28 protein-coding genes, 1 tRNA gene and 1 pseudogene are annotated in these 24,039 nt (G+C 42.2%); 22 read left to right on the plus strand and 8 right to left on the minus strand.

Going from position 1 to position 24,039, the window contains the following annotated elements; translation table 11 throughout:
- Window positions 1-8 precede the first annotated feature (8 nt).
- From NLX67_RS08975 to trxA, 6 genes are all read left to right on the plus strand, one after another.
- A complete protein-coding gene (locus NLX67_RS08975) occupies window positions 9-416 on the plus strand; it encodes a DUF350 domain-containing protein (protein WP_046178608.1) in 408 nt (135 codons plus the stop codon).
- Between the two features lie 229 nt (window positions 417-645).
- Window positions 646-2,334, plus strand: a complete 1,689-nt coding sequence (locus tag NLX67_RS08980) for a long-chain-fatty-acid--CoA ligase (protein WP_254311457.1) — start codon at window positions 646-648, stop codon at window positions 2,332-2,334.
- 102 nt (window positions 2,335-2,436) lie between these two features.
- Complete coding sequence (locus NLX67_RS08985; RefSeq protein ID WP_046178610.1) at window positions 2,437-3,030, plus strand: fatty acid metabolism transcriptional regulator FadR; 594 nt, start codon at window positions 2,437-2,439, stop codon at window positions 3,028-3,030.
- A 20-nt stretch (window positions 3,031-3,050) separates the two neighbouring features.
- On the plus strand, window positions 3,051-3,824 hold the full coding sequence (locus tag NLX67_RS08990; RefSeq protein WP_254311459.1) for an electron transfer flavoprotein subunit beta/FixA family protein: 774 nt from the start codon (window positions 3,051-3,053) through the stop codon (window positions 3,822-3,824).
- A gap of 21 nt (window positions 3,825-3,845) precedes the next feature.
- Complete coding sequence (locus tag NLX67_RS08995) at window positions 3,846-4,826, plus strand: electron transfer flavoprotein subunit alpha/FixB family protein (protein WP_254311461.1); 981 nt, start codon at window positions 3,846-3,848, stop codon at window positions 4,824-4,826.
- A 102-nt stretch (window positions 4,827-4,928) separates the two neighbouring features.
- On the plus strand, window positions 4,929-5,243 hold the full coding sequence (gene trxA / locus NLX67_RS09000; RefSeq protein ID WP_046174009.1) for a thioredoxin: 315 nt from the start codon (window positions 4,929-4,931) through the stop codon (window positions 5,241-5,243).
- A gap of 73 nt (window positions 5,244-5,316) precedes the next feature.
- Here trxA and NLX67_RS09005 read toward each other — a convergent pair whose 3' ends face one another.
- A complete protein-coding gene (locus NLX67_RS09005; RefSeq protein ID WP_254311464.1) occupies window positions 5,317-5,466 on the minus strand; it encodes a hypothetical protein in 150 nt (49 codons plus the stop codon).
- A 14-nt stretch (window positions 5,467-5,480) separates the two neighbouring features.
- Here NLX67_RS09005 and uvrC point away from each other — a divergent pair, with 14 nt between their 5' ends.
- On the plus strand, window positions 5,481-7,256 hold the full coding sequence (uvrC, locus tag NLX67_RS09010; RefSeq protein WP_046178613.1) for an excinuclease ABC subunit UvrC: 1,776 nt from the start codon (window positions 5,481-5,483) through the stop codon (window positions 7,254-7,256).
- A 23-nt stretch (window positions 7,257-7,279) separates the two neighbouring features.
- Here the strand turns inward: uvrC and NLX67_RS09015 are convergent, their stop codons facing one another.
- Window positions 7,280-7,714 carry a YslB family protein gene (locus NLX67_RS09015; protein ID WP_052728298.1) on the minus strand — a complete coding sequence of 145 codons (435 nt, stop codon included), beginning with the start codon at window positions 7,712-7,714 and terminating at the stop codon, window positions 7,280-7,282.
- Between the two features lie 220 nt (window positions 7,715-7,934).
- On the opposite strand from NLX67_RS09015, the gene NLX67_RS09020 reads away from it, so the two are divergent.
- The 13 genes and pseudogenes from NLX67_RS09020 (at window position 7,935) to NLX67_RS09080 (ending at window position 17,705) form a co-directional block, all read left to right on the plus strand.
- Window positions 7,935-8,543 carry a succinate dehydrogenase cytochrome b558 subunit gene (locus tag NLX67_RS09020; protein WP_046178614.1) on the plus strand — a complete coding sequence of 203 codons (609 nt, stop codon included), beginning with the start codon at window positions 7,935-7,937 and terminating at the stop codon, window positions 8,541-8,543.
- Window positions 8,544-8,610: 67 nt separating this feature from the next.
- On the plus strand, window positions 8,611-10,374 hold the full coding sequence (sdhA, locus tag NLX67_RS09025; protein WP_046178615.1) for a succinate dehydrogenase flavoprotein subunit: 1,764 nt from the start codon (window positions 8,611-8,613) through the stop codon (window positions 10,372-10,374).
- Window positions 10,374-11,141 (plus strand): succinate dehydrogenase iron-sulfur subunit, encoded by a 768-nt coding sequence (gene sdhB / locus NLX67_RS09030; protein WP_046178616.1) that lies wholly within the window; start codon window positions 10,374-10,376, stop codon window positions 11,139-11,141. The genes sdhA and sdhB overlap by 1 nt, the downstream gene beginning before the upstream one ends.
- Before the next feature lie 82 nt (window positions 11,142-11,223).
- Window positions 11,224-11,661 (plus strand): acyl-CoA thioesterase, encoded by a 438-nt coding sequence (locus tag NLX67_RS09035; protein ID WP_046178617.1) that lies wholly within the window; start codon window positions 11,224-11,226, stop codon window positions 11,659-11,661.
- An 82-nt stretch (window positions 11,662-11,743) separates the two neighbouring features.
- Window positions 11,744-11,950, plus strand: a complete 207-nt coding sequence (locus NLX67_RS09040; RefSeq protein WP_156153950.1) for a helix-turn-helix domain-containing protein — start codon at window positions 11,744-11,746, stop codon at window positions 11,948-11,950.
- A 117-nt stretch (window positions 11,951-12,067) separates the two neighbouring features.
- Window positions 12,068-12,517 (plus strand): MarR family winged helix-turn-helix transcriptional regulator, encoded by a 450-nt coding sequence (locus NLX67_RS09045; protein WP_046178619.1) that lies wholly within the window; start codon window positions 12,068-12,070, stop codon window positions 12,515-12,517.
- A gap of 10 nt (window positions 12,518-12,527) precedes the next feature.
- Window positions 12,528-13,322, plus strand: coding sequence for a glutamate racemase (gene racE, locus NLX67_RS09050; protein ID WP_256519733.1), 795 nt, complete (start codon window positions 12,528-12,530; stop codon window positions 13,320-13,322).
- Between the two features lie 64 nt (window positions 13,323-13,386).
- The gene (locus NLX67_RS09055; protein WP_046178621.1) at window positions 13,387-14,382 is read left to right on the plus strand and encodes a GerMN domain-containing protein; all 996 of its coding nucleotides are present in this window, start codon (window positions 13,387-13,389) and stop codon (window positions 14,380-14,382) included.
- Between the two features lie 69 nt (window positions 14,383-14,451).
- On the plus strand, window positions 14,452-15,210 hold the full coding sequence (gene rph, locus NLX67_RS09060) for a ribonuclease PH (protein WP_046178622.1): 759 nt from the start codon (window positions 14,452-14,454) through the stop codon (window positions 15,208-15,210).
- Window positions 15,203-15,805 carry an XTP/dITP diphosphatase gene (locus NLX67_RS09065; RefSeq protein WP_254311466.1) on the plus strand — a complete coding sequence of 201 codons (603 nt, stop codon included), beginning with the start codon at window positions 15,203-15,205 and terminating at the stop codon, window positions 15,803-15,805. The genes rph and NLX67_RS09065 overlap by 8 nt, the downstream gene beginning before the upstream one ends.
- A gap of 2 nt (window positions 15,806-15,807) precedes the next feature.
- On the plus strand, window positions 15,808-16,317 hold the full coding sequence (locus tag NLX67_RS09070) for a metallophosphoesterase (RefSeq protein ID WP_046178623.1): 510 nt from the start codon (window positions 15,808-15,810) through the stop codon (window positions 16,315-16,317).
- A 159-nt stretch (window positions 16,318-16,476) separates the two neighbouring features.
- A tRNA-Arg gene (locus NLX67_RS09075) sits at window positions 16,477-16,550 on the plus strand.
- A gap of 157 nt (window positions 16,551-16,707) precedes the next feature.
- Window positions 16,708-17,705 (plus strand): annotated as a pseudogene (locus NLX67_RS09080) (tyrosine-type recombinase/integrase).
- A 598-nt stretch (window positions 17,706-18,303) separates the two neighbouring features.
- On the opposite strand, the gene NLX67_RS09085 reads toward NLX67_RS09080, so the two are convergent.
- Window positions 18,304-18,981: a DUF3885 domain-containing protein gene (locus NLX67_RS09085; protein ID WP_254311468.1), complete on the minus strand. Its 678-nt coding sequence runs from the start codon at window positions 18,979-18,981 to the stop codon at window positions 18,304-18,306.
- 258 nt (window positions 18,982-19,239) lie between these two features.
- The gene (locus NLX67_RS09090) at window positions 19,240-19,662 is read right to left on the minus strand and encodes a hypothetical protein (protein WP_254311470.1); all 423 of its coding nucleotides are present in this window, start codon (window positions 19,660-19,662) and stop codon (window positions 19,240-19,242) included.
- Window positions 19,663-20,038: 376 nt separating this feature from the next.
- On the opposite strand from NLX67_RS09090, the gene NLX67_RS09095 reads away from it, so the two are divergent.
- Window positions 20,039-20,593, plus strand: a complete 555-nt coding sequence (locus NLX67_RS09095; protein ID WP_254311578.1) for a site-specific integrase — start codon at window positions 20,039-20,041, stop codon at window positions 20,591-20,593.
- Between the two features lie 43 nt (window positions 20,594-20,636).
- Window positions 20,637-20,993 (plus strand): hypothetical protein, encoded by a 357-nt coding sequence (locus NLX67_RS09100; protein WP_254311471.1) that lies wholly within the window; start codon window positions 20,637-20,639, stop codon window positions 20,991-20,993.
- A 386-nt stretch (window positions 20,994-21,379) separates the two neighbouring features.
- On the opposite strand, the gene NLX67_RS09105 is transcribed toward NLX67_RS09100, so the two are convergent.
- From NLX67_RS09105 to NLX67_RS09120, 4 genes are all read right to left on the minus strand, one after another.
- Complete coding sequence (locus tag NLX67_RS09105) at window positions 21,380-21,862, minus strand: SMI1/KNR4 family protein (RefSeq protein WP_254311472.1); 483 nt, start codon at window positions 21,860-21,862, stop codon at window positions 21,380-21,382.
- A gap of 159 nt (window positions 21,863-22,021) precedes the next feature.
- Window positions 22,022-22,300 (minus strand): colicin immunity domain-containing protein, encoded by a 279-nt coding sequence (locus tag NLX67_RS09110; protein ID WP_254311480.1) that lies wholly within the window; start codon window positions 22,298-22,300, stop codon window positions 22,022-22,024.
- Between the two features lie 130 nt (window positions 22,301-22,430).
- Complete coding sequence (locus NLX67_RS09115) at window positions 22,431-22,667, minus strand: hypothetical protein (protein ID WP_254311481.1); 237 nt, start codon at window positions 22,665-22,667, stop codon at window positions 22,431-22,433.
- A gap of 478 nt (window positions 22,668-23,145) precedes the next feature.
- Window positions 23,146-24,036, minus strand: a complete 891-nt coding sequence (locus tag NLX67_RS09120; protein WP_256519734.1) for an aminoglycoside phosphotransferase family protein — start codon at window positions 24,034-24,036, stop codon at window positions 23,146-23,148.
- Window positions 24,037-24,039: the final 3 nt, after the last annotated feature.

The following is a 24,039-nucleotide window of genomic DNA, read 5'->3' on the forward strand; positions in this document are numbered from 1 at the left end:
GCCTAGTTATGACAGGTTTCTGGGAAAATCAATACGTGCAGCTGGCCGGCTATTACAGCGTTGCGACGATCTGCATTATTATGTGTTTGGCTGTCTTTGAACTGGTGACATCGTACCGAAACTGGGAGGAAATTAAAAATGGCAACATGGCGGTCGCGATGGCAACCGGCGGCAAAATATTTGGCATTGCGAACGTATTCCGCCATTCAATCTTGCACAATGATTCAGTTTTAACAATGGCGGGATGGGGCATCTTCGGCTTTATTCTGCTGTTAACCGGCTATTTTATGTTTGAGTTTCTCACCCCGAGCTTTAATGTCGATAAAGAAATCGAGCGGGACAACCGTGCCGTCGGTTTTATTTCATTCGTTATTTCAGCAGGGCTGTCCTATATGATCGGTGCTGCTTTGTTGTAAAGAAAAGAGGAACGTAAGTATGGAAACTTTGGCAAAAGTATTAATCGGTTTTTGTGCGGCTTTTTTAATTATTGGCGTAATTTATATGGTCATGAATGGATGAAAAACCGCGCAAGCATCTGGATCTGTATTTTGCAGGCCCGGATGCTTTTTTCTTTTCTTGAAAAATGAATCATTATTCACTATACTAGAAGTAGTATGAATTCTTCTCACAAAGGGGTGGATGAAGATGTCTGAAAAACCGTGGCTTGCTCATTATCCAAAAGAAATTCCTGAAACACTCTCGTATCCGGATCAGCCGCTGCCATTGTTTTTAACGAAAGCCGCTGCCGAGTATGCGGACAAAACAGCGATTCAGTTTCTCGGCAAAGAACTGTCCTACAAAGAGCTGCATGAATCTGCATTGAAACTGGCGGCCTATTTAAAAAAATTGGGGATTCAAAAAGGAGACCGCGTGGCCATCATGCTGCCGAATACACCGCAGGCGGTCATCAGCTTTTATGGTGTTTTATATGCCGGGGCAATTGTTGTCCAGTTTAACCCGCTTTATAAAGAACGGGAAATAGAGTACCAGTTGAAAGACTGTGGCGCAAAAATGATGATTGTCCTCGATCTGCTTTACCCGCGTGTTCAGAAAATCATTCGGAACACAAACTTAGAACATGTGATTGTAACCGCTATCAAAGATTATCTGCCATTCCCGAAAAACATCATTTATCCATTTGTTCAAAAAAAGCAAAGCGGTCTTGTTGTCCACATTGAAAATCGAAACAACAATCACCTTTTTACGAAGATTATGGAAGAAACGGCTGTGAATGAAGAAGCGCTCCAAATGGATGTGGAAAATGATCCAGCCGTTCTACAGTATACTGGCGGCACGACGGGTTTTCCAAAGGGCGTCATTTTAACGCATAAAAATCTTGTAGCGAACGCTTCGATGTGCAGCGCTTGGATGTACAAATATCGTCCCGGAGAAGAAACCCTGCTCGGTGTCATTCCATTTTTCCATGTATACGGCATGACAACTGTTGTGATCTTAGGTGTCATGCAAGGCTATAAAATGGTACTGCTGCCGAAGTTTGATGTGAAAACGACGTTAAAAACAATTCAAAAACAAAAGCCAACTATTTTTCCAGGTGCCCCGACGATTTATATCGGCTTGTTAAATGATCCGAATATTAGCAAATATGATTTGTCATCCATCGATGCGTGTATTAGCGGCTCCGCACCACTGCCGGTGGAGGTGCAGCAAAAATTTGAACAGGTAACAGGTGGAAAACTGGTTGAAGGATACGGCTTGACAGAAACATCACCTGTGACACATGCGAATTTCATTTGGGGTAATCGTATTAAAGGGAGTGTTGGCGTTCCGTGGCCGGATACAGATGCGGTCATTTTATCGATGGAGACGGGAAAGCCAGTGGAGAAGCCGGGTGAAAAAGGAGAAATTGCTGTTAGGGGACCACAAGTGATGAAAGGCTATTGGAACCGTCCGGAAGAAACGGAGCAGTCATTTAAAGATGGCTGGTTTTTAACGGGAGATATCGGCTACATGGATGAAGAAGGACATTTTTATATCATTGACCGAAAAAAAGACATGATTATTGCAGGCGGCTTCAACATTTATCCGCGTGATGTTGAGGAGATATTATATGAACACGATGCAATCCAGGAAGCAGTTGTTGTCGGTGCTCCTGACCCGTACCGCGGTGAAACGGTCAAGGCATTTATTGTCTTAAAAGAAGGGCGGCACGTAACGGAAAAAGATCTTGACGACTATTGCCGTATGCATTTAGCGGCATTTAAAGTTCCACGCATTTATGAGTTCCGTGAAGAACTGCCAAAAACAGCTGTCGGAAAAATCCTGCGGCGCGTACTTATTGATGAAGAAAAACAAAAAGCCGAAAAAATAAGTTGATGGAATAGGCTGCCTGCTTGACGAAATCAATAAATGAAGGTAAGATAAGTGCATGAATGAATGATCATTCATTATTGATTTTACAGGAAGGCGGCTTGTTTTATGAAAAAGAATAAACCAAAATACCATCAAATCATCGATGCCGCTGTTATCGCAATTGCTGAAAACGGCTACCACCAGGCGCAAGTGTCAAAAATAGCCCGGCAGGCCGGTGTGGCAGATGGAACCATCTACTTATATTTTAAAAATAAAGAAGATATTTTAATTTCATTATTTCAAGAAAAAATGGGTACATTCGTAGCAAAAACATCCGAAAGCATTCAAGCGAAACAAACGGCAGCTGAGCAGCTTGAACTACTTGTACAAAACCACTTTACACTTTTGAAAGAAGATCCGCATTTGGCAGTCGTCACACAGCTTGAACTGCGTCAGTCAAATAAGGAGCTTCGTCTGAAAATCAATGAGGTGCTAAAAGAATATTTGCTGCTGATTGATCAGATTTTGCAAACAGGTGTTGAAAATAGGGAATTCAATGATGGACTGAATATCCGGCTTGCCCGGCAGATGATTTTCGGGACGCTGGATGAAATGATTACAACATGGATCATGAATGATCAAAAATATGATTTAGCCGCATCAGCGGGCGACGTCACAAAAATGCTGCTGAACGGATTTTCTGGCAAGGTAAGTGTCTGAACAAATGGGGAGGGAATCAAATGAACTTGTATGTATTGCTGAAAAGAACATTTGACACAGAGGAAAAAATTTCGATTTCAGACGGGCGCATTCAAGAGGATGGAGCCGAATTTATTATTAATCCGTACGATGAATACGCCGTAGAAGAAGCCATCCAGCTTCGTGATGAGCATGGCGGTGAAGTGACAGTTATTACAGTCGGCAGCGATGAATCCGAAAAGCAGCTGCGGACCGCACTTGCAATGGGGGCAGATAAAGCGGTTCTGATTAATTCAGAGGAAGACCTTGATGAAGGGGATCAATACACAACCGCTAAAATTTTGACCCAGTATTTAAAGGACAAAGAAGTGGATTTGATTTTAGCTGGGAATGTCGCTATAGATGGCGGAAGCGGCCAGGTTGGTCCGCGAGTGGCAGAGGGTCTCGGTATTCCATATGTAACGACTATAACAGACATTGAGGTGAATGGAGCTGATGTATCGATTACGCGGGATGTAGAAGGCGACTCGGAAAAAATCAGTACATCATTGCCGCTTCTAGTTACTTGCCAGCAGGGATTGAATGAACCACGCTATCCTTCATTGCCAGGCATTATGAAAGCGAAGAAAAAGCCGCTGGAGGAACTGGAACTGGATGATTTGGATTTAGAGGAAGCTGATGTAGCGTCAAAAACGAAAACAATTGATATTTTTATGCCTCCTGAAAAAGCAGCCGGCCGTGTGCTTGAAGGGGACTTATCCGATCAAGTAAAAGAACTGGCTGGACTGCTCCGTTCTGAAGCAAAAGTCATTTGATTTTTTATAGGGGGGATTATCATGTCAAAAAAAGTAATTGTACTTGGAGAAACACGTGAAGGACAACTCCGCAACGTGTCGTTTGAAGCCATTGCAGCAGGAAAAACAGCTGCTCAGGGCGGTGAAGTACTTGGCGTGCTGATTGGCGATTCCGTCCAGTCACTCGCCCAGGAAATGATTCAATACGGAGCAGACCGTGTGCTGACTGTAGAAAATGAAAAGCTTGGTCACTATACATCCGATGGGTTTGCCCAAGCGCTGCTGGCGGTCATCGAACAAGAACAGCCAGATGGGATTTTGTTTGGACATACAGCTCTTGGAAAAGATTTATCCCCAAAAATAGCAGCAAAACTTGGCACCGGCCTCATTTCTGATGCGACATCAATTAGTGAAGAAAATGGGGATGTTCTTTTTACCCGGCCTATTTATTCCGGCAAAGCATTTGAAAAAATCATGGTGGAAGACGGTCTTTTGTTTGCGACTATCCGTCCGAATAACATTGAGCCGCTTCAAAAAGATGACACTCGTTCTGGTGATGTTTCTTCTGTATCCGCTTCTATATCGGATTTGCGCACGATCATTCAAGATGTCGTTCGCAAATCAACAGATGGAGTCGACTTATCCGAAGCGAAAGTGATCATTGCCGGCGGGCGCGGCGTGAAAAGTGGAGAAGGATTTCAGCCGTTAAAAGAATTGGCCAATGTGCTTGGCGGCGCAGTTGGAGCCTCACGAGGCGCGTGTGACGCGGACTACTGTGATTATTCCCTGCAAATTGGCCAGACCGGCAAAGTTGTCACGCCAGATTTGTATATTGCATGTGGCATTTCCGGCGCCATTCAGCATTTAGCGGGGATGTCTAATTCAAAAGTCATTGTTGCCATTAATAAAGATCCGGAAGCGGAGATTTTTAAATTGGCGGATTATGGCATAGTCGGGGACTTATTTGAAGTGGTACCGATGCTGACAGAAGAATTTAAAAAAGTAAAAGCGGGCAGCCTCTAAGTTTGAGGCTGTTTTTTTAGTGGATAAGCAAAATAATAGCTAACGCAAAAAAACGGTGATATACTTTCCATATGATTTAGAAACTTTAGGAGGTATTTATACATGGCAATCGTAAAAGCAACTGATGCAAACTTCTCAACTGAAACAGGAAGCGGACTCGTTCTCGCGGACTTCTGGGCACCTTGGTGCGGACCGTGCAAAATGATTGCTCCAGTATTGGAAGAATTAGATTCTGAAATGAGCGACAAAGTGAAAATCGTAAAGCTTGACGTTGACGAAAATCAGCAGACAGCTGGCGAATACGGCGTAATGAGCATTCCGACGCTGATTTTGTTTAAAGATGGACAGCCGGTCGACAAAGTTATCGGCTTCCAGCCGAAAGAAGCGCTTGAAGAGCTAATCAACCGCAACGCGTAATAAAATGAGAGGCGTCCCGATACACCGGGGCGTTTTTTTTGTATAATGTCTAGCTTTAGGTGCCATCGGAGGCCTACATGATGTGGGTCGCAAAAGCGTTGCGACGATCCGGATGATCTAGTCGGGCGACTGGCAGCGTTGAAGCGCGTCGGCACGATGCCGCGTTCTTAGCTTTTGTTTCATTAGCCGATGATAAGCAGGCGCCTTCCGCTTTTCTTACCAAAAGAGGTGCATCTTATGAATGAACTGATCCAGCATAAACTGGCTCTTTTACCGGATGAATCCGGTTGTTATTTAATGAAGGACCGGCAGGGGACCATTATTTATGTCGGCAAGGCAAAAGTGCTGAAAAATCGTGTCCGCTCGTATTTTACCGGCTCACATGATGCTAAGACGACACGGCTCGTCAGCGAGATTGTTGATTTTGAATACATTATTACGTCGTCTGATCTCGAAGCGCTTATTTTAGAGCTGAATTTAATTAAAAAGTACGATCCGAAATATAATATCATGCTCAAAGACGACAAGAGCTATCCGTTTATTAAGCTGACAGCGGAACGGCACCCTCGTTTAATCATTACGAGAAAAGTAAAAAAAGACAAAGCGAAATATTTCGGTCCTTATCCAAATGCGTACGCGGCGTCTGAAACGAAAAAGCTGTTAGACCGGCTCTATCCTCTGCGTAAATGCTCTACGCTTCCGGACCGGGTTTGTTTGTATTACCATATGGGGCAGTGTCTTGCTCCTTGTGTGAAGAATGTTCCCAATGAAACATATAAAGAGATGGCAGCGGAAATAACCCGGTTTTTAAATGGCGGCCATCAGGACGTAAAAAAAGCGTTAGAAGCAAAAATGATGGAAGCGGCAGAAAAACTCGAATTTGAACGAGCAAAAGAATACCGGGACCAAATGTCCCATATCGATACATTGATGGAAAAGCAAAAAATCAATATGGCTGATCTGACAGATCGTGATGTATTTGGCTATACAGTGGATAAAGGCTGGATGTGTGTCCAAGTGTTTTTCGTGCGGCAGGGGCGTTTAATTGAGCGGGATGTATCCACGTTTCCGGTTTACAGCGAACCGGAAGAAGAATTTCTCACCTTTCTCGGTCGTTTTTATGAAGCGCCGGAGCATTTTAAGCCAAAAGAGATTTTGCTGCCGGATGCCGTCGACGCGGATCTTGCCGGTCAGCTTATTGGCGTGCCGATAACGAAGCCGCAGCGAGGCAAGAAAAAAGAACTCGTTGAGCTTGCGAAAAACAATGCAAAAGCTGCCCTGCGGGAAAAATTTGCGCTGATTGACCGGGACGAAGAACGTACCATCAAAGCAGCCGAACAGCTTGGAGAGGCAATGCGTATTCATATACCGCTTCGAATCGAGGCGTTTGATAACTCAAACATACAAGGAACAGCACCTGTATCAGCGATGATCGTATTTATCGATGGAAAACCAGAGAAAAAAGAATACCGGAAATATAAAATTAAAACAGTCACCGGACCGGATGATTACGGCTCGATGCGCGAAGTCATCCGCCGCCGTTATACCCGCGTTTTACGTGATCATTTGCCATTGCCTGATTTGATTATTATCGATGGGGGAAAAGGACAAATTGAAGCAGCGCGCGACATTTTATTGAATGAACTCGGACTCGATATTCCGATTGCAGGTCTCGCCAAAGATGATCGCCACCGTACATCCCAGCTGCTTTACGGAAATCCGTTGCAAATTGTGCCGCTTATGCATAACAGCCAGGCTTTTTATTTGCTTCAGCGCATTCAAGATGAAGTACACCGGTTTGCGATTACATTCCACCGGCAACTTCGTGGGAAAGGAGCATTTCAGTCCATTTTAGATGACATTGAAGGCGTTGGACCACAGCGAAAAAAACAGCTGCTGAAAACGTTTGGTTCGTTGAAAAAGCTAAAAGAAGCGTCAAAAGAAGAGATTATTGCTGCGGGCATTCCGGAAAAAACAGCCGATGCTCTGCTCGCGGCCCTGGCAGAAAAATAAAATAGACCGCCTTAAAAGGCGGTCTATTCCCATTTTACAGTAATGTCAACATGTTTGCTTTTTTTATGTAATTGGCAAATGGCTTCCGCTTCTCTATCAAAATGCGCTGACATCTGTTCTGCGACAAATCCGCTTTCCAATGTGAAAGAAGGATTGGTCTGCACGTTAAAACGACGTTCAGTCATCCCGCCGGAAAGCCGGTAAAGTCGTTCGTTTTTCGTTTCTTTTATAAGGTAAATCATGCCCCATCCGGCTTCTTGGAAAAAAGCGGACAATTCTTCTGTATCTGTACACGGAAATCGCCGTGCGAGCGCTTTTCCGCCCCAATATAAAACATCACCTGCATCCGAACCCAAAAGATCGCCGATTAAAACGTCCCGGATCAATTCATAGCCAAAGACAGAAACAGACGCATTCTTCGCTTCAGACAGTCTCTGTTCTTCGTTTTCAATAGTCAAAGTTAATTCCTCGCTTTCTCTCTCGTTATTATATACAATTGACCGCGTCAAAAAAAGTATATTCCGTATGAAAAGCCGGACAAAAATGTGCCCACCTTTCCTTGACGCTTATACTTTATGGGAGTAAAATGTACTTGTCACATCGTAAGAGTAGTAGATGAAGCTGTGTGCGAATAATGAAAATATTTGTCGAATGCTTCAAGATTAAGGGGGGGAAATGGTGGCTGACAATCGAGAGTTTTTTTACCGCAGGCTGCATTCATTGCTCGGTGTCATTCCGGTCGGGCTATTTATGACGCAGCACTTAGTCGTCAATCATTTTGCGACGAAAGGGGAAGAAGCGTTTAATCAGGCTGCAGGATTTATGGCAAGCTTGCCGTTTGTGCTTGTACTAGAAACGTTTATTATCTTCCTGCCGCTTTTGTTCCACGCTATTTATGGACTGTATATCGCGTTTACAGCAAAAAATAACGTTGGGCGCTTCGGCTACTTCCGTAACTGGATGTTTGTATTACAGCGCTGGTCAGGCGTAGTTACACTCATCTTCGTCGCATGGCACGTTTGGGAAACACGGGTTCAAGCTGCATTAGGTGCAGAAGTAAACTTTCAAATGATGGAGAACATTTTAGGGAATCCATTCATGCTTGTCTTTTACATAGTTGGCGTCCTCGCAGCGATCTTCCATTTTGCAAATGGTTTATGGTCGTTCTGTGTGAGCTGGGGAATCGCTGTATCACCGCGTTCGCAGCAAATCGTTACATACGCAACGCTATTTGTCTTTTTTGCTTTATCAATTATCGGATTACGCGCAATCTTTGCGTTCGTGTAAAACCGGCAATGAATTGAGTTCTGTCAGATAGATAAAAGATAGAACTGAAAAGGGAGTGGATCTCGCAATGAGTAAAGGTAAAGTTATCGTAGTCGGCGGCGGGCTAGCCGGTCTGATGGCTACGATTAAAGCAGCGGAATCAGGTACGCCTGTTGAGCTATTTTCGCTTGTTCCGGTAAAGCGTTCTCATTCCGTTTGTGCGCAGGGCGGCATTAACGGCGCTGTGAATACAAAAGGAGAAGGCGATTCTCCTTGGGAGCACTTTGATGATTCGGTTTATGGAGGCGATTTTTTAGCGAATCAGCCACCTGTTAAAGCGATGACAGAAGCGGCGCCAGGCATTATCCATTTGCTTGACCGTATGGGCGTTATGTTTAACCGGACGCCGGAAGGACTTCTTGATTTCCGCCGTTTCGGGGGCACGCAGCATCACCGGACAGCATTTGCTGGCGCGACGACAGGCCAGCAGCTTTTGTACGCACTTGATGAGCAGGTTCGCCGCTTTGAAGTAGCGGGTCTTGTGACGAAATATGAAGGATGGGAATTTCTTGGGGCCATTATTGACGATGAAGGCATTTGCCGTGGAATTGTTGGACAGAATCTTTCAACAATGAATATTCAGTCATTCCCTGGCGACGCTGTGATCATGGCGACAGGCGGTCCGGGCATTATTTTTGGGAAATCAACGAATTCCATTATTAACACAGGATCAGCGGCATCAATTGTCTATCAGCAAGGGGTTAATTACGCAAACGGTGAGTTTATTCAAATTCACCCGACAGCCATTCCGGGAGATGATAAACTCCGTCTTATGAGTGAATCGGCGCGTGGTGAAGGCGGTCGGGTTTGGACGTACAAAGACGGAAAGCCTTGGTATTTCCTTGAGGAAAAATATCCAGCTTACGGAAATCTTGTGCCGCGTGACATCGCGACACGTGAAATTTTTGATGTCTGTGTGAACCAAAAACTCGGTATTAACGGTGAAAATATGGTGTACTTGGATCTTTCTCATAAAGATCCGCATGAACTCGATGTAAAACTGGGCGGAATCATCGAAATCTATGAAAAATTCATGGGTGACGATCCGCGTAAAGTGCCAATGAAAATTTTCCCTGCGGTCCATTATTCAATGGGCGGCTTGTGGGTAGATTACGAGCAGCAGACAAATATTCCAGGCCTTTTTGCAGCTGGTGAGTGTGATTACTCACAGCACGGTGCAAACCGTCTCGGTGCGAACTCGCTTCTTTCCGCTATATATGGCGGTATGGTGGCAGGGCCGAATGCAGTACGTTACATTAGTGGTCTTGAAAAAAGTGCTGATGCTGTTTCTTCTTCCATTTTTGATCACCATGTGAAGCAAGAAGAAGCAAAATGGAATGGCATTATGTCATTGAATAAAGGGTCTGAAAATGCCTATGTTATCCACAAAGAACTAGGCGAATGGATGACGGCAAACGTAACTGTTGTTCGTTACAACGATAAATTAAAGCAGACAGACGATAAAATTGTCGAACTTTTAGAACGCTATAAAAACATCGATATTAATGATACGGCAAAATGGAGCAATCAAGGGGCAATGTTTACCCGTCAGTTGAAAAACATGCTTCATTTAGCACGCGTTATTACAATCGGCGCGTTAAACCGGAATGAAAGCCGCGGTGCACACTACAAGCCGGACTTCCCAGAACGGAATGACGAAGAATTTATGAAAACAACGATGGCCACGTTTACAGGTGAAAATACAGCGCCTTCTTTCCATTATGAAGAGATTGATGTCTCACTTATTCCACCGCGTAAACGGGACTACTCGAAGAAGAAGGAGGAGAAATAATGAGCGAGCAAAAAACAATCAGCTTCATTATTACCCGTCAGGATGCCGCTGATTCTGCTCCGTATGATGAAGAGTTTGAAGTAGAATACCGCCCGAATATGAACGTCATTTCCGCACTAATGGAAATCCGTCGTAACCCGATGAATAAAAAAGGCGAAAAAACAACACCCATTAACTGGGATATGAACTGCCTTGAAGAAGTGTGCGGTGCGTGCTCTATGAATATTAACGGCAAACCGCGTCAGTCTTGTACAGCACTTGTCGACAAGTTGGAACAGCCAATTCGCTTAGCGCCAATGAATACGTTCCCGGTTGTCCGTGATCTGCAAGTAGATCGCAGCCGTATGTTTGATTCATTGAAGCGTGTAAAAGCATGGGTGCCAATCGATGGTACGTATGACCTTGGCCCTGGACCGCGTATGCCGGAACGGAAGCGTCAATGGGCGTATGAACTTTCAAAATGCATGACGTGCGGCGTCTGCTTAGAAGCATGCCCGAACGTAAACAGCAAATCAAACTTTATCGGCCCACAATCGTTGTCACAAGTTCGTTTATTTAATGCTCACCCGACAGGCGCAATGAACCGTGATGAGCGGTTAGAGACAATCATGGGAGACGGCGGTCTTGGCAACTGCGGCAATTCGCAAAACTGTGTACAGTCTTGCCCGAAAGGCATTCCATTAACGACGTCGATTGCGGCGCTAAACCGCGAAGCAACAATGCAGTCTTTCCGCAGCTTCTTTGGAAGTGACCACGCGGTAGATTAATAACAGAACCTCCAGCATGTGCTGGAGGTTTTCTTTACAGCATAAATGAATGATCATTCATTAATTAATTAGGAGGATTTTTATGAGAATACCTGCATACATTGATGATTGGACAAAATGGTTTGAATCATTTACGTATTATTGGCCAGTAACCGTTCGATTTTCAGAAATTGATATGCTTGGTCATGTAAACAATACGGTTACTTTCAAATATTTTGAAGAAGCGCGTATTCAGTTTTTACAGGAGCAGGGTTTGAAAAAAGAATGGGGCCACGATTCCATAGTATTCGTTGTAGCAGATTTGCAATGTGACTATATAAAGCAGGTTTTTTATGGAGACAATCTTAAAATCTATGTGAAAACGGCTTCATTTGGCACGTCATCGTGTGATATTCACTATAAAGGAATAAATGAAAAAGAAGAAGTGGTTTTCACGGGACGCGGGACAATTGTACAAATAGACAAGGTATCTGGCCGGCCGGTTCCTTTTAATAATGAAACAAAACAGCTGCTCACATAAAACCAATTAAAGGCTGTGCGCATATGATAGTGTAGCGGCGGCTAACCGAAACAGGCTGCTCTTTGAAAGGGTGACAATATGTGTGGCAGCTTTGATTTTGACTAGACGGGAAAAAGATGTGTTTAAGCGGCTTATTGATGGTAAATCGACTCATGATATTGCAGAAGAACTAGGGATTAGTGAAAAAACGGTACGGAATCACATTTCAAATGGCATTCAAAAGCTTGGCGTCAAAGGGCGGGCGCAAGCTATTGTCGAATTGCTTCGGATTGGAGAACTTTCTCTATAGCATCATGGCCGTGCCGATTCACTCGGCACGGTTTTTCCCTTGCTTGCATTTTACGTAAAAAACAAGGAAAATAGACGAAGAATCGCATATTGTTTTCACATGAAAGGGTGCAAATGAATGTCTCTCATACAAAGCAGCCCGGGAGAAGCTGTCGCTGATATTGAGCGGAACCTGCGTCATATCGACGGCATTATCAAGCAAAAAGGCCGCGAGATTTTAAATGATTATAAGATTACACCACCGCAATTTATCGCGCTGCATTCATTATATGAAAAAGGAGACACGACAATCGGGGAGCTGTCATCCAGAATGTTTCTGGCGTGCAGCACGACGACTGATCTCATCGATCGGATGGAAAAGACTTCCCTTGTTGAGCGGGTCCGAGATACGAAAGACCGCCGCATCGTCCGCATTCACCTGCTTAAAGAAGGCGAAAAAATTATTAAAGATGTCATTAAAAGGCGCCGTGAATATGTGGAAGGCGTGCTGAACAACTTTTCGGAAAAAGAAACAGCACAATTAAACGCTCTTTTAAACAAAATGCACATTGAAATGAAAGTGGAATGAGGCGGACGTGTTGAATAGACCAATCGGAGTCATTGATTCAGGTGTCGGCGGACTGACAGTTGCAAAAGAAATGATGCGTCAGCTGCCGAAAGAAACGATTTATTATATAGGGGATACCGCACGCTGCCCGTATGGTCCGCGCTTGCCGGGAGAGGTTCGAAAGTTCACATGGGAAATGACCCGCTTTTTGGAGCAGTACGATATGAAAATGCTCGTCATTGCCTGTAACACGGCAACAGCCGTCGTACTCGATGAAATTAAACGTGAGCTGACCATTCCAGTCGTCGGTGTTATTCAGCCGGGGGCCCGGGCAGCGATTAAGCAAACGAAAAATCGTCATATTGCCGTGCTCGGAACAACCGGCACAGTGAAAAGCCGTGCATATGAAAAAGCCATCAAAGCGATTGATCCAGGTGCAGAAGTGTACTCGCTTGCCTGTCCCGATTTTGTGCCGCTCGTAGAAAGCGGAGAATACCGGAGTGAGCGTGCAAAACAAATTGTTGCACAAACCCTTAAGCCGTTTAAAAAAACTCCGTCAGACACGGTTATATTAGGCTGTACGCATTATCCGCTTTTGGAACCGATTATTGCGGATTATATGGGACCGGATGTATCCGTGATCAGTTCAGGTGATGAAACGGCACGTGGTGTCAGTGCAATTCTGGAATTTAATGATATGCTTGCGGAAAATGAGCAGGCGAAACACCGTTTTTTCACAACGGGAAGCATTAAATCATTTAATGTCATTGCGGCTGACTGGCTTGGCGACATTCAATTGGATACGAAAAAAATTCAGCTGGCATAATGCCGGCTTTTTTTCGTTTGACCGCATATATTTGTATGAATGCATAAAGAAAGGGGCGGTTTGCGTGCGGAAAAAATGTGGGCTGGCTATGCTGCTTATACTGTCAGGCTGTGCAGGAGAACCAGAAGAAGGACTGCCGATAAAAGTCGTATACACAGAAGAAGGGGAAGACAGTCCTGCATCAGCTGCTGAAACCGTGATGGCGGAGCTGTATGTAGTCGATCAAAATCGGCTGCTCGTCCCGCAAGTGCTGCCGATTGAAGCGAATGGGCATGAAGAAAAAGCCGCCCTTCTTGCATTAGCAGAAGGAACTGCTCCAGCCGGGTTTCAGTCGCCACTTCCGGAAGGAACGATTATTCAAGATGTTGAATTGAAAGGGAAAACGGCCATTGTCAGTGTAGCAGGTGCTTTTTCAGACTATCCGGCGGAAGAGGAAGAACTAGTTGCCGCGGCCATTACATGGACCGTAACAGGAATGGGACAGGCTGAACGCGTTCAGTTGAAGCTGAATGGAGAAAAACTGGACGCGATGCCAAAAGCGGGCTTGCCAATTGCGGCAGGCGGGATGAAACGAGAAGATGGCATTAATATGAAAGCCGGTTATACAGACACCGGTGCTACAAAGCCCATTACTGTTTATTTTACAGCTCAAAATGAACAGGGTCCTTATTTAGTACCGGTTACTCGGCGAATTTCAGCGCAAACAACTGATTTGATTGCTGCTTCTGTTTCTGAACTTGCCAAGGGGCCTGTTCCTGGCAGCGGCCTTATGACAACCTGGCCTTCTGATGCAAAATTAGCTGCATCGCCAGTTGTGGAAAATGGACGGGCGGTGCTTCAATTTAGCGACGCGATTTTAGAAAATAATGGCGAAGCACTCGTCTCCAGCAGTTTGCTGAAGCCACTCGCACTGACGCTCGCCGCTTCGGCGGAGATAGACAGCATTGCTGTAAAAGTGGAAGGACATCCGGATGTGAAGATGGAAACGGGCGCCCCGGTACCTGCTTCGTTGACCGCTCCGTTGTTTGTAAATGCAGAAAGTAATCTATCGGCGGAATGAACATTTGACAGACGCGCGTAAATTCCGGAAAATGGACAGCGGAAGCAGGAAAAAACGGAGGGAATCAATATGCGCATAGACGGACGGACAGAAAAAGAACTTCGCCCAGTTGGAATTGAAACAAGCTTTTTAACACACCCGGAAGGATCTGTACTCATTTCGATTGGAAACACAAAAGTGATTTGCACGGCGAGCATTGAAGATCGTGTTCCGCCGTTTATGAGGGGAAGCGGAAAAGGCTGGGTGACAGCAGAGTACGCGATGATCCCGCGTGCGACTGGCCAGCGTAACATGCGGGAATCAACAAAAGGGAAAGTAACGGGACGGACGATGGAAATCCAGCGGCTTATTGGCCGGGCGCTGCGTGCAGTTGTGGATCTGGATGTGATCGGAGAACGGACGATCTGGATTGACTGCGATGTTATTCAAGCGGATGGCGGAACGCGCACAGCGGCGATTACCGGCGCATTTGTGGCGATGACGCTCGCCTTGCATGATTTGGCGATTGAAAAAGATTTTCCGCTGTACCCGGTTACCGATTTTCTTGCGGCGACCAGTGTCGGAATCGTCAAAGAGCACGGCGTCGTGGTAGACTTAAACTATGAAGAAGACAGCAGTGCGGAAGTGGATATGAATGTTGTCATGACCGGCGATGGTCAATTTGTTGAAGTGCAGGGAACCGGGGAAGAAGCAACGTTTTCCATGAATGAGCTTCAACAGCTGCTTGAAGCAGCACAGGGCGGCATGAAAATGCTGTTTGATATTCAGGCGGATGTACTCGGTGTTGCGGCGGATTTGATTCATGAAAGGAAATCAGCGAATGAATGAACTTATTGTTGCCACTCAAAATGTGGGAAAAGCGAAAGAGTTCGTTCGCATGTTTGAACCTCTTGGCATTACAGTGAAAACACTGCTCGATTATCCAGAGCTGCCGGACGTGGAGGAGACAGGTGAAACGTTCGCAGAAAACGCACTCTTAAAAGCAGAATCCGCTGCCCGGTTAACAGGCCGGCCGGCGATTGCTGACGATTCCGGAATCGTCATTGATGCGCTTAATGGCCGCCCAGGAGTGTATTCCGCGCGTTATGCGGGAATAGAGAAAAATGACCGGGCTAACAAGGAAAAAGTGTTGGATGAAATGAAAAATGTACCCAGTGGCAGCCGCAGTGCCCGGTTTGCGTGTGTGCTGGCTGTGGCGTTTCCAGACGGACGAAAGCCTATATTCGCGGAAGGATTTTGTGAAGGGTCGATCGCTTTTGAAGAACAAGGCAAAAATGGCTTTGGCTATGACCCTTTATTTATTCCGGACGGATATGAGGTTACGCTGGCCCAAATCGATCCGGAAGAAAAAAACATAATCAGCCACCGCGCGCATGCATTAAACACATTACGGGCAGTACTGCCCGAACTGGCAGGTGAATAAAGGTGAAAATGTTAATCGTAAGCGACAACCACGGATGGGACAGTATTTTAACTGACTTGAAGCGCCGCTACAAAGACAAAGTGGATGCAATGATTCATTGCGGGGATTCTGAAATGACGGCTGAGGACCCAGCAGTTGATGGCTATACCGTTGTCCGCGGCAACTGTGATTCAGAAGACCAGTTCCCCAATGACGTGTTAGAAAGTGTGGAGGACTGCCGTGTATTCGTTACACACGGTCACCGATACAACATTAAAATGACGTTAACCAATTTAGCGATGAAAGCGAAAGAAACAGGTGCTGACTTTGTTTTCTTCGGTCACTCGCACACGGCCGGTGCCGAAATGGCCGATGGCGTTTTGTATTTAAATCCGGGCAGCATCTCTTTGCCGCGCGGACGCCGCGAAAAAACGTACGCTATTGTGGATGTGAAAAAATCTAAAATTGCTGTCCGCTTTTTTGATGAGAGGCATCATGAAGTAGAAGCGTTAAGCTGTACATTCAACCGCTGATTGGTCAGGCGGCTGGAACGTCCTGCCGGTGTGCAGGGCGTTTTTTTACTCAGACATAGAAGGATTTACTCAGACATAAAAATAATTCCAGCCATAATTTAAAATTCATGTTGACATCGTATCCAACGATTGCTATTATAAATATTGTCTTTAAAGCAAGTCTCAGTAGCTCAGCTGGATAGAGCAACGCCCTTCTAAGGCGTCGGTCGGGGGTTCGAATCCCTCCTGGGACATCATACATAAGAAATCAAAAAGGCAATCTGTCACGTTATGGTGCGGATTGTCTTTTTTTATCTATACACTTTCATTGTTCAAGTGAAACGGTCAGTGATACGGTCACCTAAGAAATTTGCCCGTTATTGGCTTCACTTACAATGGAGGTGTTTTTTTATGACGAAAAAGAAAGGGATATTTGATGTGAAAGTAGATGTACGGGAATTGCTTGGTGAAAAGCCTCAAAATGCTCCTAAAATCGATTCTGAGCAATCAGTAATACCAAACCACTCTAAGACAATTAAAGACGCTCTAACAGTGATTTCACGTCAAATGAAAATAAGCGGGAACAGAAGTAGAACAATAAACGATTATGTTCTTCATGTAGAGCATTTTCGAACTGTTACAAACGTGGTACATGTATCAGATATTACAGTTGAAAGCATTTATCAGTGGTTGGATAGCATGAACGTCAGCAATCAAACAAAACTAACCAGATTAAAATGCTTTAAAGCTTTTCTTTCAAGATGTTTGGACAATGGATGGCTTGAAACAAAGTTCTGGAAAACCGTAAACATAAAAGTAGACCAAAAAGTTAAACAAGGGGCTACAGACGCCGAAATAAACGTTTTATTATCTGTGTTAGACCTGAACAGCTTTATTGAGCTGAGAGACGCTGTAGCGGTACTTCTGATGTATAAAACAGGTATTAGGATTAATACCCTATCCCAGCTAGAAGAGCAGCATATTAATTTAAACGAAAATGTATTGATGCTTGATGGCAGTATAATGAAAAATCACCAAAGCCTAAAGCTGCCGTTTAATGAATTGCTGGGAAATCTTTTAGCCGTTTTAGTTAAACAAAATGCAATAATTCGCAAAGAATACCGTAAAAAAATCAATTGCTGTTTATCACGAAATACGGAGATGTGATTTCTAATTCGCCGACTCATAACAATATTCAAAAAAGGTTAAATAAGTACAGTAAAATGTATGGACTGGAGAATATCAATCCTCATGCTTTGCGTAGAGGGTTTGCGAAGAATTTATTAGATAAAGGAGCGAGTGTAGCCGTGATTTCCAAAGCACTCGGTCATTCTGATATTGCAGTGACAACGAAATATTTATATCTGGATATGGACGAGGTAGCAGATAATTTGCGGAGATATTTGTGAAAAATAGTAAGTAGGCACTCTCGCTTAGCAAGCCGAGGAAGATGTATGGGGAAATGGCGGTGCTAAGTGATGAATCATGATCTGTATCCGGAGACGGTGGATAATCGGTAAGGGGCAGGGAGCAGGGAAAAGAGTGTGGTCACACGAAATTGGCTGAAATGTGACCACGAAAACAACTTTTTTTCGAAAAATGTGACTAAAAATGTGACCAACAGAAGTACAAAATAAGGTGATGTGACCACGCATTATACGTATAAAGAGACATCTCTATTTGGAGATGTCTTTTTTATTAACAAGTATGTTTGTGAATAAATTTCTCACCCTTTCATTATACATTCTGTTGTAGGCTGGCAATGTCCGTCATGAGTGCTTTTGCTATCTAAACGTTAATGAGACACAAAAAAATTAATGTGACAATGCGTTATGTTGCAATGTGGGGGAATGAACTAAGAGAGCAAAATGATAAGTATAATCCACTTAACTCTCTAAATATTTAATTAACACCAAGAACAAAAAGCCCTCATGTTACCTTCTGTAAAAGGCAGCATGAAGGTTGTTATTTGGCTTTATTAAGCAATCGCTGTTAGTGAAATAAGACTTATGCTCTCTCTCTAAACAACAGGTCAATTTCTGCACGGTCATAATCTAAAATCCAATCATTATATTCTTCGTAAAAAAATCTTATATCCTCTTTATCAGCCGCCAGAATATCGCACCCACAGTCATCATACAAATGATAAATTATCTTCTTAGAGAGATTAATAAAGTAGATATCATACCCGTTTTGATAATTATTTTTCAATATTGTAGATGGGTGAGCAAAGTCTTCATAGCTAATAGCTTTTAAAAGCTGGGAATACTTAATTTCATTTTTCAGACAAGGAAGAACAAAACGATGAGTGATCGATTCGTCCTCATCGTCTTCTTCATCTTGGTCATCAAAAACACTAGGTAACAGTTGATATTGCAGCTTGTATAATGTTTGTTTGTGTTTCGCGTATTTTAGATAAACATTTAAAGGTTTTCTTTGAAGAAAATTGTCCCCGCTTGTGGAATGCACATCTGTAACAAGCAATATATGGTCGTTTTCCTCAAAAGCCTTATTGAATAAAGTAATAGCTCGTTGGAAAGTTTGTTTGATTCTTTGTTCTTCATTATCTGGGGAAGGCGGTGAAATTTCAAAACGAATGCTATTCTCCCATGAATAAAACAAACTAGGTGCTAAAACTAAACCATTATAATATTGATCTAAAAACAATTGCAGCACTTTAGTCATTTTGTCTCTCCAATTTATTTTAATAATTGATTCAAAATAACATATTAACACCTATTTATTATTAAAGAAATGATGCTCTTACTTTTTAACTGAAGATGTTTTTGGGCAGTATGGACGAACTGTTGAGTAATAACCATCTTGTTTTTTTAAGGCTGTATTAAATATTGGTCTTGATATTTCACCAAAAGAAAAATGACCATTTCTAGTCCTTTGTTTATCTTTCTTTAGCCAATGCACCAGTTGATACAAGAAGGAATTTCAATAGTCTTTTCTTCTCATTTTTATTTTATGAGCCAACAAAAAAGAAAGCATCATAGCAATCCAATGGGGAAAAGTAATCATCATCATAAGAATTCCTATTCCTAAGTCATCTTTTGGATAAGGATTTGGGAAAATACTAAATACAATCGGCTGAAACAACATCATTCCAATCACGGCAGGTAAAATCGGAATATAAAATATATATTTCCCTACACCAAGCGATAATCTTGTGTTTATGAACGTGTAGAGTGGAACTAGAAGGATAGCAACTATAACAATTCCACTTATATTCCAAGTGTTGTTTGTATACAATGCTGCTAACCAAATTTCATTCACCACTGTATAAAGCAATAACAGCAAGCAAAAAGACAAAAACTGTTTTATTTTTATAGTTCTTTTTGATATTGTAAAATTTTTCAATTAAAGTATATTTCCTTTCATTAAAGTATTTATGTCATTACTATATTACTTGAATTGTTGAAACTGTTAATAGTGGAAAAATTAACAACATCCTTTAACAAGCCCTTCTTTAAAGTCAATTACCGTAAGAACCTTTTACTCAATAGTTTTAGTCTACTATTGATCGATAATTAATATAAAAAAGTAAAGCTTGCGATGATCAATCGCGAGCCTTTTTTATTGGATAAATGACTACTTAAAATCAATGTAACTTAGTAAATAAAATGTTACATTCAAAATGCTTATTTTGTTGACTTTTACTGGTTTTATACATAAAATCAGTTTATAGGTTAGATACGTTACATTCAAAATATTGATATTAAAGGAGTTATGAATGATGGCTACGATCAAGGACGTTCAACCGATTCGAAGCAAGGAAGACTTAGACAACATGAAATGGTCACTTAAAAGACATTGTAGTGAGCGGGACTACATATTATTTTTGCTTGGCATCAACAGCGGTTTACGAGTGGGTGACTTGCTTGAATTAAAAGTGAAGCAAATAAGAGGGAAGAATGAAATCACGGTAAAAGAGGGAAAGACGAAGAAAGTGAGAAAGATTCACTTGAAACAGATTAAGGAGGAACTTGAAGAATATATTCGTACATTAGGTGATACAGAATGGCTTTTTCCATCACGTAAAGGCGATAGACCAATAACACGCATACAAGCGTACAGACAATTGAATAAAGCAGCAGATATGGCTGATATAAGTACAGGAATTGGAACACACACGATGCGTAAAACGTTCGGATACTGGCATTACAAACAATTCCATGACGTAGCAAAGTTGCAAAAGATACTAAATCATTCCCATCCAGCCATCACACTAGATTATATTGGAATTACAGCAGAAGAAATTGAGAAGGACTTTGACACGTTTAAATTATGACAAGTCGTTCAGTGAAATTCGAATGTGAAGGAGCTTGAAGAGAATGGAATGCTCTTGTGAACAAAAAACACCTTATAAATTGATAATTGAAGGAGATATGGGTGGCGATCCTATATGGTGTAGTCATTGTGGCCGCAACCTTGATATAGATGAAGTTTCAATTTCGGAGGGATTAAAAGAAGAACTTTGGGATTGGATGACAAGATATGGAGAATGGATTGATTGGGATAAGGACAAGCTGCTGCCTAACGGAATCGAACTTGAAGTAGAGCATAATAGACAGGGAATGGAACTAACTGAAAAAGCAAAGAAGGAATTAGAAGGAAAGCACAAAATAAAATTTTCCCCTTCTACGTCAGCAAGAAGCTATGCGAACGCAAGAAAGTTCTGGAGAAGGTGATTAGCTAAAAATAACAAGCCTAGAAGAAGAGTTTGCCTAAGCAGCTCCTGTTTTTAAAAACGTCAACTAGGGACATGCTTTTTGTAGATAAAGGGGGAGTGTATACGTAAGTGGGGGGGGGTTAATCACCAAATAACCGTAAAGCTTCCTTGAAACCAGCTTATGCACTCTTATTCCTGCACTCATCTTTATTTCTCATACGTATGAAGACGTTAGCAGCATGTTTAAAATCATCTCAATAGACATGATTTTTACGTATGCTCTACGTATGATAAAATTCTGTTTTTATCACGCTATATACAAGATTTCATGCTTTGAACTATCTCTTTTTCTTCGAATGAAATGAAGCAGTAGACCGAAACTGTTGACTAAAAAAACGAACTAACTTAGTCAACTATACGAAAAAGTTGTTTTAAGAAATCATCAAATGTATCTGCCATTTTGATATATTTCCAAGACATTTTCTCTGTTGAGTAATCTTCCTGAATATATTGGATAGGAGGATTTTCTTTTGTAAATCGGTAATCCATAACAAGCCAGTGATGAAAATCCCACCACAATATAATTAAATCCTTCGGCAGGTTAGCTTCTTCCAACAAATCTTCAGATGATATAATGCTCACATCATCTTCCTCAAAATGAATAGGATCAATATCTAGATGGTACTTTTCTGGTCTGTCAGGAAACATAAAATACGGATAGGTGAGTTCTCCGCCATTTTGTTCTTTCATTAAACGCTTAAACGTTTCTGGAAATGTAATATCTAACATGGCTTCTGCTTTTTGAATGATGTCATCAGTGAGTGGATATTCAATACGCCAACTTTTTTCTTTATCCCAAAAGTTTTTGCCGTTATAATGCTCCTTCATATATGTAGCCTCCTATGGTTACGGCAGGTTTCGTTTATTTTCATATCATTGATTTATAGTTGAACAGCAGCACCTATTTAATCAACAGTACGTCAACACAGACAAGCAGGAATAATTCTAGATTAAGCGGCAGTTGACCGAATCTGATTAATAACATTCTTAAAAGTTGAGTGCATTGGTTAGTTTCGTTAATGCCTGATATACTTCTTCTCTTAATTTCTGTTCGGAAATTTCAAAGGCAGTTTCTTGACCTGGAAGACACTCGTGCCAATAACAATCAACTGATTCGAACACATTATTTAAGATACGAAATATTTCCTCGCCCATCGGTTCTGTTTCTTTTTTGAAGGTTTCAAGATAAGTGACTTCAAAGTCTTCTACAGAAATGATTTTATTTAAAAAGTCTTCTATCAATTTTTTATATTTATAAACATCCATTTGGAGTCTCCTTATACAAGTACTTATATAAGCTTATCTCTATCTAAAAGGAAAGATAACACATATTTAATCAGCAGTACGCTCATACAGCGTATCACAGAACAAACAGTGCTTTTACCAACCTTAGGCTTTAACAGAGCCTTTTTATATCCTTGTAAATTTCCGAAAGAAGCTGTCCCTCAATTGTCCCCTTTTCGAAAAGGGACTCTGCTGTGTCAAAATCTTGGATAAAGGAGTCTCTACTACGAGTAAGGTAGTATCCATCTACATTTTGGCTTATCCAATATTCCTCGTTTTTGTAATCAAAACTAAATTCTTCTCCCCAACCTACACGTTCTTGGAGTTCCATAAACTCACTCTTAGTCATTTCATCACCTTCCTTTTTGCATTTGCTCTCACTAGCCTTACAACGATTTTACAATAGAGAAGTTTAAGATCAAGAGCACAAATGTAGTTTTCACTACGCTACGCTTCGCTGCAAACTCCATTTTACTCCAGCAAACTCCGCTACGCTCCGATTTGCTTTCGTCACTCACATCTGCTTAGTCACACCAGATATATAATGAATGACAAAGTGTGATTGGTTTACATCGACACACCGAGCGTAGCGAGTGTGTTGATGTGGGACGGACTTTCTCCTGTAGCGTAGCGGAATGAAAATGGGTACAGAACGAGAACGGGTATAGAATACTAAGGCTGGGTGAGGAAGGTCGATGGACTATGGTGCCCTAGAGCCCATCCGTTAGTCTGACTCCAACGACCACTTTAGTATGGCCATTTCATGAAGGTAGAGAATTGAATTTTCATGGGAGTGTAATTGCAATGTTTTACATTCTTTTTTAGAATTAATCTTTTTCCATTATTTTTTTGTAATCTTCTACTATTGTCCCAATCGTATTAAATGCTTCTTTTGCTTTCACTTTATCAGAATCCTTTTGACCGTCATATGTTATCAATGCCTTCCATAGAGCCCATCCTCGTGCTCTATTCCAAGTTGCCTGGTCCAGATTTATTTCATTCTTGAACACTTGTCTACTGGCATCATCAAAGAAAGTCCAGGCAATTGCTGCATCACAAGAAGGATCACCTACTCCCAAAATACCAAAATCAATAACCGCACAGAGCTTTCCATCTTTAACCAACAAATTCCCAGGTGCTATATCACCGTGTACCCATACAGGCTTTGATTTCCATTCAGAATCTAAAGCCAACCACCATATTTCACTCAACAAACCTTCATCAAAATACTCTTTGTTTTTCTCAATAGCATTTCGGGTCTCATCATTGTAAATAGATAAAGACCCACCTCTATAAAAATTATGTTTACCAGCTAAGGGTCCTTTGCTGGCATCGATGGCTTGTAATTCTTTTAAAAATAACCCCAAGTCTTTTGCTATCTGATTAAGGTTTTCAATATTGTTATGAGATAGGGGTTCTCCATCAAGCCACCTATAGATAGACCAGGACCAGGGATATTCTTCATTCGGATTTCCTTTTGCTATTGGAACAGGAATTGGTAATGAAAGTTTTCTAGCTAAAATTGGAAGCCACTTTTGTTCTTTTTCTACTTGTGGAGCATAGCCTGCTGCACTAGGTAACCTTACACTCATATGATCGCCTAGATGAAATGTTCTATTATCATTTCCACCATTTTTTACAGGTCTGATATATAAATCAGACCATTTTGGATATTGTTCATTTATTAGTCTTAATACTAAATCAATATTGATAATCATTAT

The organism is Domibacillus sp. A3M-37 (assembly GCF_024213455.1).
GTDB classification, from domain to species: Bacteria; Bacillota; Bacilli; order Bacillales; family Domibacillaceae; genus Domibacillus; species Domibacillus tundrae.

What these genes read in the sequence shown, in the direction of transcription:
- NLX67_RS09095 (WP_254311578.1), top strand. Translation starts at nt 20,039, where the DNA reads ATGGCTACGATCAAGGACGTTCAACCGATTCGAAGCAAGGAAGACTTA.
- rph (WP_046178622.1), top strand. Translation starts at nt 14,452, where the DNA reads ATGCGCATAGACGGACGGACAGAAAAAGAACTTCGCCCAGTTGGAATT.
- NLX67_RS08995 (WP_254311461.1), top strand. Translation starts at nt 3,846, where the DNA reads ATGTCAAAAAAAGTAATTGTACTTGGAGAAACACGTGAAGGACAACTC.
- NLX67_RS09100 (WP_254311471.1), top strand. Translation starts at nt 20,637, where the DNA reads ATGGAATGCTCTTGTGAACAAAAAACACCTTATAAATTGATAATTGAA.
- sdhA (WP_046178615.1), top strand. Translation starts at nt 8,611, where the DNA reads ATGAGTAAAGGTAAAGTTATCGTAGTCGGCGGCGGGCTAGCCGGTCTG.
- trxA (WP_046174009.1), top strand. Translation starts at nt 4,929, where the DNA reads ATGGCAATCGTAAAAGCAACTGATGCAAACTTCTCAACTGAAACAGGA.
- uvrC (WP_046178613.1), top strand. Translation starts at nt 5,481, where the DNA reads ATGAATGAACTGATCCAGCATAAACTGGCTCTTTTACCGGATGAATCC.
- NLX67_RS09110 (WP_254311480.1), bottom strand. Translation starts at nt 22,300, where the DNA reads ATGGATGTTTATAAATATAAAAAATTGATAGAAGACTTTTTAAATAAA.
- NLX67_RS09035 (WP_046178617.1), top strand. Translation starts at nt 11,224, where the DNA reads ATGAGAATACCTGCATACATTGATGATTGGACAAAATGGTTTGAATCA.
- NLX67_RS08990 (WP_254311459.1), top strand. Translation starts at nt 3,051, where the DNA reads ATGAACTTGTATGTATTGCTGAAAAGAACATTTGACACAGAGGAAAAA.
- NLX67_RS08980 (WP_254311457.1), top strand. Translation starts at nt 646, where the DNA reads ATGTCTGAAAAACCGTGGCTTGCTCATTATCCAAAAGAAATTCCTGAA.
- NLX67_RS08985 (WP_046178610.1), top strand. Translation starts at nt 2,437, where the DNA reads ATGAAAAAGAATAAACCAAAATACCATCAAATCATCGATGCCGCTGTT.
- NLX67_RS09120 (WP_256519734.1), bottom strand. Translation starts at nt 24,036, where the DNA reads ATGATTATCAATATTGATTTAGTATTAAGACTAATAAATGAACAATAT.
- sdhB (WP_046178616.1), top strand. Translation starts at nt 10,374, where the DNA reads ATGAGCGAGCAAAAAACAATCAGCTTCATTATTACCCGTCAGGATGCC.
- NLX67_RS09105 (WP_254311472.1), bottom strand. Translation starts at nt 21,862, where the DNA reads ATGAAGGAGCATTATAACGGCAAAAACTTTTGGGATAAAGAAAAAAGT.
- NLX67_RS09045 (WP_046178619.1), top strand. Translation starts at nt 12,068, where the DNA reads ATGTCTCTCATACAAAGCAGCCCGGGAGAAGCTGTCGCTGATATTGAG.
- NLX67_RS09085 (WP_254311468.1), bottom strand. Translation starts at nt 18,981, where the DNA reads ATGACTAAAGTGCTGCAATTGTTTTTAGATCAATATTATAATGGTTTA.
- NLX67_RS09065 (WP_254311466.1), top strand. Translation starts at nt 15,203, where the DNA reads ATGAATGAACTTATTGTTGCCACTCAAAATGTGGGAAAAGCGAAAGAG.
- NLX67_RS08975 (WP_046178608.1), top strand. Translation starts at nt 9, where the DNA reads ATGACAGGTTTCTGGGAAAATCAATACGTGCAGCTGGCCGGCTATTAC.
- NLX67_RS09115 (WP_254311481.1), bottom strand. Translation starts at nt 22,667, where the DNA reads ATGACTAAGAGTGAGTTTATGGAACTCCAAGAACGTGTAGGTTGGGGA.